Below are 16,037 nucleotides of genomic sequence, written 5' to 3'. Positions count from 1 at the left end.
TAAACATGAACTTAATATAAATTCAAGTCTTTAATGATTTTATCATAAATAACTGAGATAAGTTGATCGAAAGTATAGTCTATTACATTAAACCACGTAATTTCTTTATCCTTCTTAAACCAAGTAAATTGTCTTTTAACAAACAGTTTTGTCCTTTTGATAATTAATCTTTTTGCTTCATCTTGAGAATATTTTCCTTTAAGATATCCTAAAATTTCTTTATATCCTATACCTTGCATAGATACACAGTTTTCATCTATTCCTTTCATCCAAAGTCTTCTTACTTCTTCTATTAATCCCATTTCAAACATTTTCTCGACTCTTTCCTCTAAAATTTTTAAGTGAATTTCCTTAGGAAGGTAAAGTCCTATCTTTGTATATAAAAAATTTTCTTTTTTTTCTTTTCCTGCAAGTTCGCTTATAGGTTTTCCTGTCTTCATATATACTTCTAGAGCCCTTATTATTCTCTTGTGATCATGGGGATGAATCTTTTGAGATGAGATGGGATCTATTTCTTTTAGCTTAGAATAAAGAGCTATTTCTCCATCTTTGTTTAAAACTTCACGGAGCTTTCTTCTTAATTCGTAATCAGGAGGTATATAAGGAGGAGAAAAATCTCCCAGTAAAACTTTGAAATATAATGCAGTACCCCCAACTAAAATTGGAATTTTACCCCTTTTGTAAATATCATAAATAGCTCTTTCTGCTCTTTCTTTAAACTCTGCAGAAGTAAAAGGATAGTCTGGAGGAACTATATCTATAAGATGATGAGGAACCTCTTCCATTTCTTCTTTTGAGGGTTTTGCTGTTCCTATATCCATTTCTTTATAAACTTGCATAGAATCTACCGAAATTATTTCGCCAGAAATAAGAGGAGCTAATTTGATAGATAGTTTTGTTTTTCCTACTCCTGTTGGACCTAATATAATAACGATGGGAATTCTCATCTTTGAAATTTTTTTTCTATCTCTTCTCTAGTTAATTCCCAGATTATGGGACGACCATGAGGACATGTTAAGGGTATTTTTTCATCTACAATAGTTCTAATTAGAGCATGAATTTCTTCTTCTATTAATATATCTCCACTTCTTATGGCACTATGACAGGCAATGGTTTTTAATATTTTTTCCTCTAAATTTTTTAAATCCTTTTCATTTAATTCTTGAATAAGCTCTCTAAATAAATTTTCTAAGGAGAAATTATCAAGATTTATAAATTCATTAGGTATACTTGTAATTCTTATATTTTCTGGTCCAAAATCTTCCCAATAAAAAGAAAAGCTTTCTAGAATTTCTCGTTTTTCTTGTAAAATTTTTTTCTCCTCTTTTGATAACTCAATAATTAGAGGAAAAATTATCTCGTTTCCTTCTATTAGATTTTTTTCTCTTTTCTTTTTTAATTCTTCATATTTAATTCTCTCATGGGCTGCATGTTGATCAATAATAAGAAGCTTATCTTTGTATTCTATTAAAAGATAATTATTAAAAACTTGTCCCACAATATTAAAATCTAAAAAGCTTGGAAAAAGATAAGAAGATTTTTCTATATATTTTACACTGCTTTCTAACAATGGAAGCTTCAAGTTATTAGTCTTAATTTTTTCCTCTTTTTCTTTTCTTTCTTTAGTTACTGGAAATACCTTTTTTCTTCTTTCTTCCTCATGTTCGTCTAAAGCTGATTTTATAGATTGAGCTATAAAATCTATAACTTCTCTTTCTCTGTGAAATTTTACTTCTCTTTTGGTAGGATGAACGTTAACATCAACTTCTTCATAGGGAATAAAAAGATTTATTATAACAAAGGGATAAAGGTTTTCCTTTAATCTTTGAGAATATCCTTCCTTTATTCCCTGAAGAATAGAGGAATTCTTAATAATTCTTCTATTAAGAAAAATCATATCTTGAGGTTTTGAAAACAAGAGTTTATAGGGTATGGAAATAAATCCTTTTATCTTATAGTTTCCCTTCTCATTTTCAAAAGAAATAAGGTTATCAAGAACCTCCTCGCCAAATAATTCTAATATTACATCTTCTATTTTTCCATTCCCTGAAGTTAAAAATCTGTCCTTTTCATCTTGAACATATTTGAAAGATATTTCTGGATAACATAATGCTATTTTTTGTACAAATTCTAAAATTAATCGTCCTTCAGTTAGAGGACTTTTCAAAAACTTTTTTCTAACAGGAACATTGTAAAATAAATCAAATACTCTAACAGATGTTCCCTTATCTCCTTCCCAAGGATTTACCTCTTTTATTTCCCCTCCATAAACTTTTAAATAAGTCCCCTGCCCTATCTCTGGTTTTGTTCTTATTTCCATTTTTGATACACTAGCAATACTTGATAGAGCCTCACCCCTAAATCCTAAGGTTTTTATGCAGTTTAAATCCTCTTCTCTCCTAATTTTACTTGTGGTAAAAGGCTTTATAGCTAATAAAGCATCTTCTCTTTCCATTCCCTCTCCATTATCTATAACTCCTATAAGGTCATTACCTGAGGATTTTATCTCGATTATAATTTTGTTTGCATTGGCATCTATAGAGTTTTCTACAAGTTCCTTTACTACAGAAACAGGCCTCTCTACTACTTCTCCAGCAGATATTTTATTTCTTATATTCTCTGAAAGAATTTGAATCTTACCCATAATTTTTTAATAATTCTTTCCACTGACTAATCTTAAGTAGTGCATCAATTGGAGTTAAATTATTGATATCTAATTCTTCTAAATCCCTTTTAATCTTCTCTAGGTAGGAATTACTTATAGAGGAAAATAAAGGCAATTGTTCTACTTCTTTTTTAGCCAATTCTCTTTTCTTTTCTAATTGAAATAGAATTTTTTGAGCTCTTTCTATTATTTCATTAGGTAACTCCGCGAGTTGGGCCACATATATTCCATAACTTTTATCAGAAGGTTTTTCCACAATCTTGTGTAAGAATATAACTTCTTTACCCTTTTCTTGAACTAATACACTTAAGTTTTTTAAATTTTTTAAATCTTTTTCTAGTTCTGTTAGTTCATGATAATGAGTAGCAAAGAGAGTTTTTGCTTTTATTTTTTTATGAATATACTCTACTACTGCCCATGCAATACTTATTCCATCATAGGTACTTGTACCTCTTCCTACCTCATCTAAGATAATAAGACTTCTTTCCCTTGCATTTTTCAGGATATTTCCCACTTCTTTCATTTCAACAAAAAAGGTACTTTCTCCTGAAGAGATATCATCCCATGCTCCAATTCTTGTAAATATTCTGTCAACAATACCAATTTTGGCTTCCTCTGCAGGAATAAAGGAACCCATTTGAGCCATTATAACTATTAATGCAATCTGTCTTATATAAGTTGACTTTCCAGCCATATTAGGGCCTGTAATAAGATGAATAAATTTATCTTTAGAAAGATAGGTATCATTAGGAACAAAACTTCCTGCAGGAAGAATTTTCTCTAATACAGGATGTCTTCCTTTTTTGATTATTATCTCATAATCCGAAGTTATTTGAGGACACACATAATTGTATTCGCGGGCACACTTGGAAAGAGCTATATAAACATCAATTTCTGCAATGATTTGAGCCAGAGTCATAATATCTTTTGAATATTTTACTACTTCTGATCTTATTTTTTGGAATAATTCCTCCTCCAATCTCTGAATATTTTCTTCTGCTCTTAATATGTTACTTTCAAAATTCTTTAATTCAGGGGTTATAAATCTTTCTGCATTTGTCAAGGTTTGTTTTCTTATATAATCATCAGGAACTAAGTTTAAATTTGCTTTTGTTACCTCAATGTAATATCCAAATACCTGATTATAACCTATTTTTAAGGATTTAATACCTGTTCTTGCTCTTTCTCTATTTTCTAAATCTATAAGCCAGTTTTTACTCTCCTTTAATATTTTTCTCAATTCATCTAATTCTGCAGAAAAACCTTCTTTTATATATCCACCTTCTCTTAAGGTAGATGGAGGATTATCAACAATAGCCTTTTCTAAAAGTTCATAAAGGGATTCTAAATCAGGAATTTCCTTTCTTAATTGTACTAATCTTTTTGATTCGAATTCTTTCATTAGATTTTTTACTTGAGAAAGATATGATAAAGCTTGTCTTAAAGATATTAATTCCTTTGGTGTCGCTGAATTATAATTTATCCTTGAATTTAATCTTTCTAAATCAGGAAAAACTTCCAAAATTTTTTCAAAATCTCGTCTTACTTTTTCTTTTTCTAAAAGCTCGGAAATTGCGGATTGTCTTTCTTTGATCATAGATATATGAAGTAATGGTTGAAGGATCCATTTTTTTAAAAGTCTTGAGCCCATAGATGTTAGTGTTTTATCTAAAACCCAAAGAAGGCTTCCCTTTCTTTGTCCTTCTCTAATAGTTTCTAAAAGCTCTAAATGCTTTATTGCAGTACTATCTAAAATTAGATATTGTTGTGGTTGGTAGAACTCTACTTTTGATATATGAGTTGGTATAGTAAACATTACTTCTTTTATATAATTAAGAATGCAATATCCAGATTTTAGTGCAAGTTCTTCGGAGAATTTAAACTCTATTGGATAGTCTGGTTTATTTTCAAAATATTCTTCAGAAAGAAATGTAATTTTAGGATCTAAGGATTTTTTTATCTCTTCTAAAAGCTCTGGATGATTTTCAGAAAAATCCAAATTAATGAGAATTTCCCTTGGTTTTAATCTTATTAATTCTGAAAATATAATATCTTCAACATCATTTCCAATCCATTGGGTAGCGATGAATTCTCCTGTAGATATGTCAATACTTGAAAGCCCAATTTTTTCTTTAGATTTACTATATAAACAAGACAAATAATTATTACTTCTTTCTTCTAATAATGTATCTTCTAAAATAGTTCCTGGAGTTATAACTCTTACTACCTCTCTTTTTACAAGTCCTTTTGCTTTAGATGGATCTTCCATTTGTTCACATATAGCAACTTTATATTTTTTATTTACTAATTTTGCTAAGTAGCTTTCTACTGCATGATAGGGAACTCCTGCCATGGGAATTCTTTGTCCCTTACCAATTTCTTTTGAAGTTAAAGTTATATCTAATTCTTGAGAGACAATCTTTGCGTCTTCTTCAAAAGCTTCATAAAAATCTCCTAATCTAAATAATAGGATAGAGTCAGGAAATTTACTTTTTATGCTTTTATATTGTCTATATAAAGGAGTCATATTTTCCATAATTGTTAAAACTCCTTAAGAATTTCTCCCTTTAAAGACCATAAACCTGCTTTTGTTATCTTAACAAGAAAGAATTTGCCTAATTTTTCTTTATTTCCTTTAAAAAACACAATTCTAAAATTCTGTGTCCTTCCAGAGAGCTCCTCAGGATTTTTAGGATTGATTTCTTCTGCAAGTATTATTTCTTCTTTTCCAACAAGGCTTTCATTTTTTTCTAATACTATTCTTCTCTGGAGATTTTCTAATTCATTAAACCATTCTTTCTTCTTCTCATATGGTATAGGATCTTCGAATTTTTCTGCAGGAGTTCCTGGCCTTTTAGAATATATAGCAAGATTTACTGTATCAAATTTAATTTCTTCTAAGGCTTTACGGGTTTTCTCAAAATCCTCCTCCTCTTCTCCTGGGAATCCCACAATTATATCTGTAGAGAAAGAAGCATGAGGAATAATTTTTCTTATTTGTTTGATAAGCTCAAAATATTCTTCATAGGTATATCCTCTTCCCATTCTCTGTAAAATCCTATTTGAACCAGCTTGTAAAGGAAGATGCCAATGTGGACATACTTTTTCCAATTTTGCGACAGTGTTTATCAATTTTAAGGATACATCTCTAGGATGAGAAGTTAAAAATCTTATTCTTTTTATCCCATCAATTTTATGTAATTCCTCTAAAAGATCAGCTAAATCAACATTACCTAAATCTTTTCCGTAAGAATCTACATTTTGTCCTAAAAGGGTAATCTCAACTACTCCTCTTTGAGCTAGATTTTTTACCTCTTCTATAATATCCTCCATGGGCCTACTTTTTTCTCTTCCTCTTAGATAGGGTACAATACAATAGGTACAAAAATTATTACATCCATATATAATAGGTATCCAAGCTTGAAAGGAAGATTCTCTTTTTATCATTTGCCAAGGAATGTCAGCGGGAGTAGGTTCTTCTTCTACGATTACCTGAGGCTTTCTTTCTATAGAAATATTCTTAAGTACTGAGGGTAATTTTAAAAAACCATAGCTTCCTAAAATAAAATCCACATAGGGAAATTGATTTAAAAAATCTCTTCCCACTCTTTGAGCCATGCATCCTGCAATACCAATTAGAAGATTGGGTTTTTTATTTTTTATTCTTTTTAACTCCCCTAATTTTCCAATGACCTTTTCTTCTGCCTTTTCTCTAACTGAACAAGTATTAAGGAGAATTACATCAGCATCCTCTATAGAATCTGCAGATTTATATCCTAAGGATTCAAAAACTCCAGCATATTTTTCTGAATCTGATTTATTCATCTGACATCCATAGGTAAGAATGTAATATTTAAACATATTTTTGTCCCTCGCTTTTTGGAAATGTAACTCTAACTCTAAATTCATTCTCTTTTGCAAATATCTCTAACTTTCCTTTCAATTCTTCTTCTACTAACATTTGAACTAACTGTAAACCTAAGCTTCCTTTCGAAATATTTGTTTCAAAGGAAGAATCACTTCCATTATTCGAAACTTCAAATATAATATTATACCTGTCCATGTCAATAGATAAATTTATATCGATTTTGTCTTCATTTTTAATTCCATGTTTTACAGCATTTTGTAATAGTTCATTTATTATTAGACTAGCAGAAGTGGCTTCCTTAGAAGGCAAAAAAAGCTTTTTTCTTCCTTTTTTTAAATTAAATTCGTAAGGGAATTGTTCATAGGTTTGTTTGAAAGCATTTATAAGTTTACCTGCAACTTCTATTATATCAACTCTATCTTCTTCAAATCGAGATAGAGATTCATGGACTAAAGCAATACTATTTATTCTATTTATACTCTCCTGTAAAATCATCTTAGCAGATTCAGAATCTATCCTTCTCATCTGAATTCTTAAAAGACTTGCAATAGTCTGAAGATTATTTTTAACCCTATGATGAATTTCTTTTAATAATACTGATTTAAATCTTAACTCTCTTTCTCTTTCTTTTATCTCTGTTATTTCTCTTATAAGAAAATAATATCTCCATGGATTTTCTTTATCCTTTGATAAGGGAAGAATCCTTTTATAAAAAATTCTTTTTTCATCTTCAATTTCCTCATAAATCTCTTCCCCAAAAGCCGACAAATTCTTTTCTTTATTATTTAAAAACCTATAAAAGAATTCATCTTTTATTTTCTTTCCCCAAATATTTCCAATTTCTCCAAGACTCCGGAATAATCTCATTCCAGGAAGATTTGCAAAGAGAATTATTCCATCCTTATCTAATATTAAAATACTTTCCTGTTCTTCTACGGATTCTATAAATCCTTTCCAGTTTAATTCTCCTTTTAATAATGCTTTTATAAGCCAATAGGATGACTCTTTAAAAGCTTTAGCATTATAAGGAAATTCGTTGTGAATAAGTAAATTTCTTAATATTTTTAAGGCTCCTATAATCTTATTTCCCTTCTTAAGAGGAAAAATTTCTTCTTCCGCAGGAAAACCACCAATAATAACACCAGTATTTTTATAATGTTTCTTCCCCTTATATAGAACTTCCATTAAACCTGGATCATCATTTTCAAAGACTATTTTTCCTATTTCTTGTCTTATGGAAAGAGGCGGAACAACTCTTGGTCTTGCTTCTGCAACCAAAACTCCTGCACAAAGATCAGGAGCAGGTTGATATAGGTAAAGATCTGATGCAATAAGATCTGCTATTAGAGGAAAATAAGGGATGTAATTTTTAAATTCTTCTAATAAAAATACAGGATCCTTAGATAATGCTCCCATTTATTCAAATATGAAAGCATTTCCCCCTTGGTTCTTTGCTTTTTCCAAATTTTTTCTTGCTCTATCTAATAAATCCAAAGGGGTTTCCATGTCAGAAGATAAGGAACATCCTCCCATGCTTATAGTAAAATGAATTTTTTCTTCTTTATTATTAATACTTATTACTATAGGAGAAGAAGTAAGTTTATTGATTATTCTTTCTCCTATCATCTTTCCTCGCTTTTGATCGGTATCATTTAGTATTATTCCAAAATCATCGGCACCAAAATAAGAAAATACATCTGAAGTCCTTATACACGAGTTTACAATATTAGCAACTTCCTTTAAAAGTAAATCACCAAAACGATATCCGAGATTTTTATTTATATCCTTAAAATGATCTATATCAAAAATTAATATAGATAGAGATTTATTCATTCTTTTTGCTTTTAAAAAGTCTTCAGTCAAATGATGCCTAAAATATACAGAATTTACTAATCCCGTTATAGGATCATATATTAAGTTTTCTGATAAGGACTTAGATATTTTCTCTCTAGATTGTTTAGAATATAGAAGGTTCATAATTATTAATAAAGCTACTCCTCCAAGGGAAGCCCATAAAGTTTTTATAAATAAAAAAACACATAAAATTATAGATAAGAAAAGAAAATAAAGTTGATTAATCTTCATAATTTTTATTTCCTTTGACAATCTGGACAGGTTCCATATATGAATACTTTATAAGATAATTCTTTAAAGTTATTACTTTTTCCTATTTCTTCAATCTTCTTATTAAGGTCTTCTTCATACCAGTCTATTATTTTTCCACAATTCTTGCAGATCAAGTGATGATGAGGTGAAGGATCTCCATCAAATCTTGCTACTGCATTAGCATCATAGAACTTATTTATTTTTCCTTCTCTTACTAATAATTCTAAAGCTCTATATACTGTACCTAGACTTATTTTTGAGGCTTTCTCCTGTGCCTTTTGGAATACCCATAAGGCATCAGGATGTTCTTTAGTATTCTTAACAATCTCTTCAATGACTTTTCTTTGTTTCGTCTCTCTATACATTTTTTTCCTCCTTTAATAATAGTTTAAATTAAATTCTTGCTGTTGTCAAAAATTATAAATAAACTGTAGAAAAATACTAGTTTTTTTCTATATCATTGGTTATAAAAAATTTAAAGTAGTTTAATAGAGCCTGATAATTGTATTAACAAACTTTCTTCTTTTGCTGTTTCATTCCACGCGATAATTCCTACTCTTTCACTTTAGCTTCTACAATGTAATCAAAAACCATTAAAATTAGCAGAAGAGTTCGTTTTTTATCATATTATCTTTTACAAAATATCTGTCAAGAAAACTTTTTTTTAAATATAACAATTCCATGGTATAATTTTTATATGTCAGAAAGGAAGATATTAGTTATTGGAAATAAAATTTATACTCAGGATGAAAATAATCCAGAGGTAAATTGGATTTTAATAAAAAATGATACTATAATTGATTTAGGAAAAGGAAATCCTCCTATTTCTCCTAATTTTAATATCTTTGATTTTTCTTCTTTTTATGGACTTCCTGGGTTTATTGATTCCCATGTTCATTTAGCAAATACAGCTCTTACTGAAATCTTTTTAGATCTTAGTAGCTTTACCTCCATAGAAGATATACTTAAAGCTCTAGAAGCAATAAGAGATAATACCCCAAAAGGAGAATGGATTGTCGCAAAAGAATTTGATCCTCAAAATGTTGAGGAAAAAAGAGATATAAATAGAGAAGAATTGGATAAAAATTTTCCCTTTCATCCTGTTTTTATTATAAGAAAGGACTCCCACTCAAGTATAGTAAATACATTAGCTGAAAAGCTCTTAGATGTTCCTTCTTTAGAGGAAAAAGAAGATAATTTATTAAAAGCAAGAGCTCACCAGATAGCTATAGGGAAAGTCTATCAAAAAATTGATCCGTCTCTTTTAATTAAAGGAATTATAAAGATAACAAGAAAGGCAATAGAAAAGGGAATAACTACTATTCATACATTAGAAGGAGGCTATACTTCTCCTCCTAATACTCCTAATCTCTTGTTGGGAATTGAACACTATCTACCACTACAGTTAGTAATTTATTATCAAACCACCTCTATTTCTAAAGTAAAGTCAATAAATCTTCCAAGAATTGGTGGCTGTCTTCTTATTGATGGATCTGTAAGTAGCAAAACTGCAGCCTTTTTTGAGCCCTATCAGGGAGATGAGAATAACTATGGAATATTATACTGGGAACCAGAAACTTTAGAAAATTTTATTAAGTCTGCTCATAATGATGGCCTTCAAATCTCTTTTCATGCTGTAGGAGATAGAGGAATAGATCTTCTTCTTAAGGCTTATAAAAAGATATTAAAAAACTTTCCAAGAGAAGATCATAGACATAGAATTGAGCATTTTGAATATCCAAGAAATGAACATATAAAACTTGCAAGAGATTTAGGATTAAACATCTCTGTTCAACCGAGTTTTTTACATTTTTGGGGAGGAGAAGAAAAGCTCTACGAAAATTATTTAGGAAAGGAAAGAGCAAAAAGAATAATTCCTTTAAGGGAATTATATGATGAAGGTGTAATTTTAGGAGGAGGATCAGATAGTTCTATTACCCCATTAGATCCACTATTAGGAATTCACTCCGCAATAAACCATCCAAATCCCAATGAAAGTTTGAATGTTTTCGAAGCGATTAGAATTTTTACATATAATGGAGCCTACTTAGCTTTTCTTGAAAAGAAAAAGGGTTCTTTAGCTATAGGAAAAATTGCAGATATAGTCTTTTTAAATAAAGATCCTTTTTTAGTAAAACCCAAGGATTTTTATTCATCTCTTGAAGTAGTTGCAACTATTTCTAAAGGACAATTGGTCTATAAAAAAGAAGATCTTAGAATTTGAAAGAAGGAATAGGAAGAGATAGTCTTTTTAAAATTTCTTGTCCTACTAATATTCCAGAGCAGGAAGCTTGTGTTAAACCTCTTGTAATTCCCGCCCCATCTCCAATAGCAAAAAGATTTTTTATCTCTGTCTCTAACGATGGAGAAAGTTTTACTCTTGCAGAGTAAAACTTTACTTCTACACCATATAAAAGAGTATGACGAGAGTAAACTCCAGGGGTTACTTTATCTAAAGCTTGAAGCATTTCAATAATATTAACTAGATATCTGTAAGGCAAAACCAGGCTTAGATCTCCAGGAATTGCCTCTTTTAAAGTTGGAATTACCATTCCTTTTTGTAATCTCTCCCATGTAGATCTTCTTCCTGCGAGGAGATCTCCTAATCTTTGGAGAATAATACCGTTACTAAGAAGATTTGCAAGACTTCCAATTGCTCTTCCATATGAAATTGGATCTTTAAAAGGTTCTGTAAAATTCTTTGAAACTAAAACCGCAAAATTTGTATTCTCTGTCTTTTTTTCTGCAAAGCTATGACCATTAACAGATATTATCCCTTCATTCTGTTCCATTACTACCTCACCGTAGGGATTCATACAAAAAGTTCTTACTTTATCGTCAAAGGTTTTTGTATAATATATAAACTTTGCTTCATACAAATGGTCCGTCAAATCCTTCATAACTATTGCAGGAATTTCTACTCTAACTCCAATATCTACAGGATTAATAGACCAAGAAAGACCAATCCTTCTTCCCTCTTCACTTAGCCATTTTGCTCCTTCTCTTCCTGGTGCTACTATTACAAAATTACTATGGTAAATCTCTCCATTTTCTAGTTCTACACCATAAATTTTTCCTTTATCTACTAATAATTTCGCTACTTGTTTATTTAAGATAATATCTATTTTATCTCTAAGATATTCATACATGTTCAAAAGAATTGGGGCACAATTTTCTGTTCCTAAATGTTTAATAGAAAAATAAACAAGCCTAAGATCTGCTGAAATTGCTTTCTTTTGAAATTTCTCGAAAATTTCTGGGTCAGGCTTTATTAAGGGTTGATCTGCACCAAAACTTGTGTATATTTTATCTACTAATTCCATTAATTCCAAAAGTCTTTTTTCACCTATGTAATCTTTAAGCCATCCACCAACTTCTGTAGAAAAAGTAAGCTTTCCATCACTAAAAGCTCCCGCACCACCCCAACCTGTTACTAAAGCGCATCGAGAACATAATATACAAGTTCTATGATCAATTCGGGCAGGGCAAATTCTTCTATTTGTTAGGTCTCCTTTTTCTATTAATAAAATCTTTAAAGACTTTTGGGAATTTATTAGTGTTAAGGCACTAAAAATACCCGCAGGTCCTCCACCTACAATGATTACATCATATCTCATGTTCTTTAATACAACCTCTCTTGTTCTAATCTGTTAAGATATTCCATTCCTTTTTTAATTCTTATTTTTCTCGCTTTAACAAGACTTACAAATTCCGGAATAATTTTACCTCTTTCTTCCTCAATTTCCAAGAGGATCTCTTCAAGATTTCTATTTCCATCTATAGCTTTTATCATTTTTTGAACAGGTGTAAAAGGAGAACTTACACTCCCTGCAAGTTCTGGGATAATTTCTTGTAAGTCAACTAAATCTCTAATAGCTAATCTTCCTAAGGATATATTTTCTAAAACAACACTTATTGCCATTAACGTAACAACACCACTCATTCGAGCAACAGTAGCAAAATCTCTTCTACCATCTATATTAGCTAAAATTAATCTCTCCTTTTCTTCGTAGGTCATTGTTTCAGGCTTTTTTCTAAGAAGTAAAACTTGAACTGCAGAGGGAATAGCAAATTCGGGATTAACAAAGTAAGGAACACAAGTTAGAGATTTAAGCTGTTGTCTTTTTGATTGCCATTCATCAATAACTCTTGCAGCCTCTAATATTAGAGCTTCTGGAGAAAGATCTATAGATGTAGGTATATTAGGTAAGTTTCCAGATTTAAACTCAAAATTTCCTTCGTTCCATGTGAAAAGATCAAAAAAAGCATCCATTCCTGATAAATTTCCTGCTTGGGCATGAATTACTCTTCCATTTTTAAAATAAATATTTCCATTTCTATAGCTTCTTTGTATAACTAATATTCCTGTTTCTGTTTTACCACTTATAAACTGAATTAATGAAGCAAGATCAAACTCTCTCAAATTACCTGTTAATGGCAAGTTACATCTCTCCTTTTTAAAATTTTAAGTATTTTAAAATACCAAATAATATCTTTTCTCCATCGAAGGCTAAAGACCAAAAATAATTATTCCAAAAATATCTTCCAAAAACAAACACTTTTCCAGGTTCTGTAAAGGGAAAATATATATAGGTTCCCAAAGATAAAGATTTATTTATTGGATAAGAAAAAGCAGATTCTATATTTATACTTGTACTTCCTAAAATGCCAATATTAATTTGAAATCCACCATAAAGTTTCTCTAATACAAAGGGAATCAATACTCCTAAATATTTTTCGTTATCTCTAAATTCAATATTTAAAACAAGATTTGGATAAAATTTGAAACCACCCCCTATTCTTGGGAAGTCATTTAAACCAAGTCCTGCCCAAAATCTCATATTCTTATCAGGAGAAAATACTAAGAGTCCATAGAGATTTAAAGGAGAAACAAATAGTCCCAAATCTAAATAGTTAGAAAAATAATAAACTCTTTCTTGTAGGGAAAATCCCCATAAAGATTCGCCAAAGGAGAAATTAATTAAAAACAAGATTAAAAATAAATAAAATATCAATATCCTTCTCATGGAATACCTCCCTTAATGGTGCGCCCGAGAGGACTCGAACCTCTAACCTACGGATTCGTAGTCCGCCGCTCTATCCTGTTGAGCTACGGGCGCCCATGTTACAATTATAAATAAATATTGAATTATATGCAAGCTTAGGAATTATGATTCAACAGCAATTCCATTATTGATTTTGCAGCGATTTTTCCAGCACCCATAGCACTTATAACTGTTGCAGAACCAGTGACAATATCTCCTCCTGCAAAAACCCTTTCTTTTGTAGTTTTTCCTGTTTTTTCATCAATAACTATTGTTCCATGTTTGGTAAAGGTTAAATCATTTGCAGTTTTTGCAATCAATGGATTTGGAACAGTACCTATAGCTACAATCACCATATCTAAGGAAAATATATAATTGGAATCTGGAATAGGAATTGGCCTTTTTCTTCCACTGTTATCAGGTTCTCCTAAAGTCATTTTCTGAAGCTCTACTGCTCTAACATATCCTTTTTCATCTCCAATAAATCTTATTGGGGATACAAGAAGGTTAAAAATAACTCCCTCTTCTTTAGCATGAACAATTTCTTCATATCTTGCTGGCATTTCCTCTTCAGTTCTTCTATATAGTATATGTACTTCTTCTGCTCCCAATCTTAATGCAGTCCTCGCAGAGTCCATTGCTACATTTCCTCCGCCTATTACACCAACTTTTTTTCCAATTTTTACAGGTGTATCGTATTCAGGAAACTTGTATGCTTTCATGAGATTTACTCTTGTTAGAAATTCATTTGCAGAGTATATTCCTATAAGATTTTCTCCAGCAATATTTAAAAATTGAGGAGTTCCTGCTCCTGCCCCAATAAAAACAGCATGATATTCTTTTAATAATTCATCAATAGTATAAGTTTTTCCAATTATAATATTAGTAAATATTTTCACTCCAAGACTTTTTACATATTCTATTTCTGCTCGAACAATTCTCTTTGGAAGTCTAAACTCTGGAATTCCATATATTAAAACGCCTCCTGGTTCATGAAAAGCTTCAAAAATATGAACTTCAAATCCCATTCTTGCCAAGTCTCCAGCACAAGTTAAACCTGCAGGCCCAGATCCTACAACTGCTATTCTCTTATCGTTTCTTCTCTCAATTTTAGGAGTTTCAAATCCTTTTTGTAATTCAAAGTCTGCAACAAATCTTTCTAATCTTCCTATAGCTACAGGTTCCCCAATTTTTTTAAGAGTACAAAAAGCTTCACATTGAGTTTCTTGAGGACAAACCCTTCCTGTTGTAGCTGGAAGATTATTTGCTTCTTTTATTTTTTTTATTGCCAAATCAAATTTTTTTTCTCTTATAAGTCTTATAAATTCAGGTATATTTATGTTAACAGGGCAACCTTTTATACATGGGGCATCTTTGCATTGAAGACATCTTTCTGCTTCTTCCAATGCTAAGTCAACAGTATATCCAAGAGCAACCTCATCAAAGTTTTTTATTCTCTCCTTCGGATCCTGCTCTGGAATTGGAGTTTTCTTTTTACTTACTAACAACTTTCGATCCCTCGCCTTCTTCTAAAAGTTTTAATGCAGTTTGTTCTTCTTCTTTATAAGTTTTTAATCTTAATAATAATTCATCAAAATTTACAAGATGTCCATCAAATTCTGGGCCATCAACACAAGTAAACATAGTTTTATTTCCGATATTAACTCTACATCCTCCACACATTCCTGTTCCATCAATCATTATGGGATTTAGACTTACAATTGTCTTTATTCCGTAAGGCTTTGTTAACTCTGAAATTACTTTCATCATTATTGTAGGTCCTATAGCCCAAATTCTATCTACTTTTTTTCCTGAGTCCAAAATACTCTTAAGAACATCAGAGACAAAACCTTTGTGACCTAAAGAACCATCATCTGTTGCTAAATATATCTCATCACTAATTTCTTCAATCTTATCTTTAAAAATCAAATAATTTTTACTTCTTGCCCCGAGAATACTTATGATGTAATTCTCTTTTTCTTTTAGAGCTTTCAATATGGGATATAACGCCGCAATTCCAACACCACCACCAACCCCTATAACAGTACCAAAATTTTCTATTTCTGAAGGAGTTCCAAGAGGCCCAACTAAATCTAATATTTTTTCTCCCTCTCTTAGTTTGCCCAATAATTTTGTTGTTTTTCCTATCTCTTGGAATACAATAATTATTGATTCTAGGTTTAAATTTATATCAGCAATAGTTAGAGGAATTCTTTCTCCTTTCTCATTAACTCTCAAAATTACAAATTGACCAGGTTTTGCTTTTTGAGCAATTAAAGGAGCATGTACTTCAATAAGTTTTACTCCTGGAGCAAGTTCCTCTTTTTTTAATATTTTATACAACTTTTTTCCC

Annotated in this window: 13 protein-coding genes and 1 tRNA gene; 1 reads left to right on the top strand and 13 read right to left on the bottom strand. The window is 30.6% G+C overall.

The genetic code is table 11. The annotated features are described in order from the left end of the window. Positions 1 to 11: 11 nt before the first annotated feature. The 7 genes from miaA to NZ841_07185 are packed head-to-tail and all read right to left on the bottom strand — an operon-like array spanning position 12 to position 9,004. Positions 12 to 947, bottom strand: a complete 936-nt coding sequence (miaA, locus tag NZ841_07215) for a tRNA (adenosine(37)-N6)-dimethylallyltransferase MiaA (protein ID MCS7202544.1) — start codon at positions 945 to 947, stop codon at positions 12 to 14. Further along, entirely contained in the window at positions 944 to 2,644 is a 1,701-nt protein-coding gene (mutL, locus tag NZ841_07210; protein MCS7202543.1) for a DNA mismatch repair endonuclease MutL, read from the bottom strand. Before mutL ends, miaA begins: the two co-directional genes overlap by 4 nt. Continuing rightward, positions 2,637 to 5,201, bottom strand: a complete 2,565-nt coding sequence (gene mutS, locus NZ841_07205) for a DNA mismatch repair protein MutS (GenBank protein ID MCS7202542.1) — start codon at positions 5,199 to 5,201, stop codon at positions 2,637 to 2,639. The genes mutL and mutS overlap by 8 nt, the downstream gene beginning before the upstream one ends. Before the next feature lie 5 nt (positions 5,202 to 5,206). After that, positions 5,207 to 6,526 carry a tRNA (N6-isopentenyl adenosine(37)-C2)-methylthiotransferase MiaB gene (gene miaB / locus NZ841_07200; protein MCS7202541.1) on the bottom strand — a complete coding sequence of 440 codons (1,320 nt, stop codon included), beginning with the start codon at positions 6,524 to 6,526 and terminating at the stop codon, positions 5,207 to 5,209. Continuing rightward, positions 6,519 to 7,949 carry a sensor histidine kinase gene (locus NZ841_07195; GenBank protein ID MCS7202540.1) on the bottom strand — a complete coding sequence of 477 codons (1,431 nt, stop codon included), beginning with the start codon at positions 7,947 to 7,949 and terminating at the stop codon, positions 6,519 to 6,521. The genes miaB and NZ841_07195 overlap by 8 nt, the downstream gene beginning before the upstream one ends. Beyond that, positions 7,950 to 8,618, bottom strand: coding sequence for a GGDEF domain-containing protein (locus tag NZ841_07190; GenBank protein MCS7202539.1), 669 nt, complete (start codon positions 8,616 to 8,618; stop codon positions 7,950 to 7,952). A 5-nt stretch (positions 8,619 to 8,623) separates the two neighbouring features. Next, a complete protein-coding gene (locus NZ841_07185; GenBank protein MCS7202538.1) occupies positions 8,624 to 9,004 on the bottom strand; it encodes a transcriptional repressor in 381 nt (126 codons plus the stop codon). 332 nt (positions 9,005 to 9,336) lie between these two features. Here NZ841_07185 and NZ841_07180 point away from each other — a divergent pair, with 332 nt between their 5' ends. Then, positions 9,337 to 10,863, top strand: a complete 1,527-nt coding sequence (locus tag NZ841_07180; GenBank protein ID MCS7202537.1) for an amidohydrolase — start codon at positions 9,337 to 9,339, stop codon at positions 10,861 to 10,863. Here the strand turns inward: NZ841_07180 and NZ841_07175 are convergent. The 6 genes from NZ841_07175 to NZ841_07150 all read right to left on the bottom strand — a co-directional run bounded on the left by NZ841_07175 (position 10,853) and on the right by NZ841_07150 (position 16,027). After that, positions 10,853 to 12,256 (bottom strand): FAD-dependent oxidoreductase, encoded by a 1,404-nt coding sequence (locus tag NZ841_07175; GenBank protein MCS7202536.1) that lies wholly within the window; start codon positions 12,254 to 12,256, stop codon positions 10,853 to 10,855. The genes NZ841_07180 and NZ841_07175 overlap by 11 nt on opposite strands. A gap of 5 nt (positions 12,257 to 12,261) precedes the next feature. Next, positions 12,262 to 13,080 (bottom strand): DUF4388 domain-containing protein, encoded by an 819-nt coding sequence (locus NZ841_07170; protein MCS7202535.1) that lies wholly within the window; start codon positions 13,078 to 13,080, stop codon positions 12,262 to 12,264. Between the two features lie 16 nt (positions 13,081 to 13,096). Further along, positions 13,097 to 13,666 carry a hypothetical protein gene (locus NZ841_07165; protein MCS7202534.1) on the bottom strand — a complete coding sequence of 190 codons (570 nt, stop codon included), beginning with the start codon at positions 13,664 to 13,666 and terminating at the stop codon, positions 13,097 to 13,099. Positions 13,667 to 13,682: 16 nt separating this feature from the next. Further along, positions 13,683 to 13,759, bottom strand: a tRNA-Arg gene (locus tag NZ841_07160). Between the two features lie 41 nt (positions 13,760 to 13,800). Then, positions 13,801 to 15,192: an NADPH-dependent glutamate synthase gene (gene gltA / locus NZ841_07155; GenBank protein MCS7202533.1), complete on the bottom strand. Its 1,392-nt coding sequence runs from the start codon at positions 15,190 to 15,192 to the stop codon at positions 13,801 to 13,803. Next, the gene (locus NZ841_07150) at positions 15,179 to 16,027 is read right to left on the bottom strand and encodes a sulfide/dihydroorotate dehydrogenase-like FAD/NAD-binding protein (GenBank protein MCS7202532.1); all 849 of its coding nucleotides are present in this window, start codon (positions 16,025 to 16,027) and stop codon (positions 15,179 to 15,181) included. Before NZ841_07150 ends, gltA begins: the two co-directional genes overlap by 14 nt. Between the last annotated feature and the right edge of the window lie 10 nt (positions 16,028 to 16,037).

Source organism: Dictyoglomus sp., from assembly GCA_025060475.1.
Taxonomy (GTDB): domain Bacteria; phylum Dictyoglomota; class Dictyoglomia; order Dictyoglomales; family Dictyoglomaceae; genus NZ13-RE01.
Note: the sequence above shows the minus strand (reverse complement) of the source record. Positions and strands in the feature narration are given on the sequence as shown.

Excerpts from the sequence above, each read along its gene's own strand:
- miaA (MCS7202544.1), bottom strand. The coding sequence starts at position 947 with ATGAGAATTCCCATCGTTATTATATTAGGTCCAACAGGAGTAGGAAAA.
- NZ841_07190 (MCS7202539.1), bottom strand. The coding sequence starts at position 8,618 with ATGAAGATTAATCAACTTTATTTTCTTTTCTTATCTATAATTTTATGT.
- mutL (MCS7202543.1), bottom strand. The coding sequence starts at position 2,644 with ATGGGTAAGATTCAAATTCTTTCAGAGAATATAAGAAATAAAATATCT.
- NZ841_07165 (MCS7202534.1), bottom strand. The coding sequence starts at position 13,666 with ATGAGAAGGATATTGATATTTTATTTATTTTTAATCTTGTTTTTAATT.
- NZ841_07195 (MCS7202540.1), bottom strand. The coding sequence starts at position 7,949 with ATGGGAGCATTATCTAAGGATCCTGTATTTTTATTAGAAGAATTTAAA.
- NZ841_07175 (MCS7202536.1), bottom strand. The coding sequence starts at position 12,256 with ATGAGATATGATGTAATCATTGTAGGTGGAGGACCTGCGGGTATTTTT.
- NZ841_07185 (MCS7202538.1), bottom strand. The coding sequence starts at position 9,004 with ATGTATAGAGAGACGAAACAAAGAAAAGTCATTGAAGAGATTGTTAAG.
- NZ841_07180 (MCS7202537.1), top strand. The coding sequence starts at position 9,337 with ATGTCAGAAAGGAAGATATTAGTTATTGGAAATAAAATTTATACTCAG.
- miaB (MCS7202541.1), bottom strand. The coding sequence starts at position 6,526 with ATGTTTAAATATTACATTCTTACCTATGGATGTCAGATGAATAAATCA.
- mutS (MCS7202542.1), bottom strand. The coding sequence starts at position 5,201 with ATGGAAAATATGACTCCTTTATATAGACAATATAAAAGCATAAAAAGT.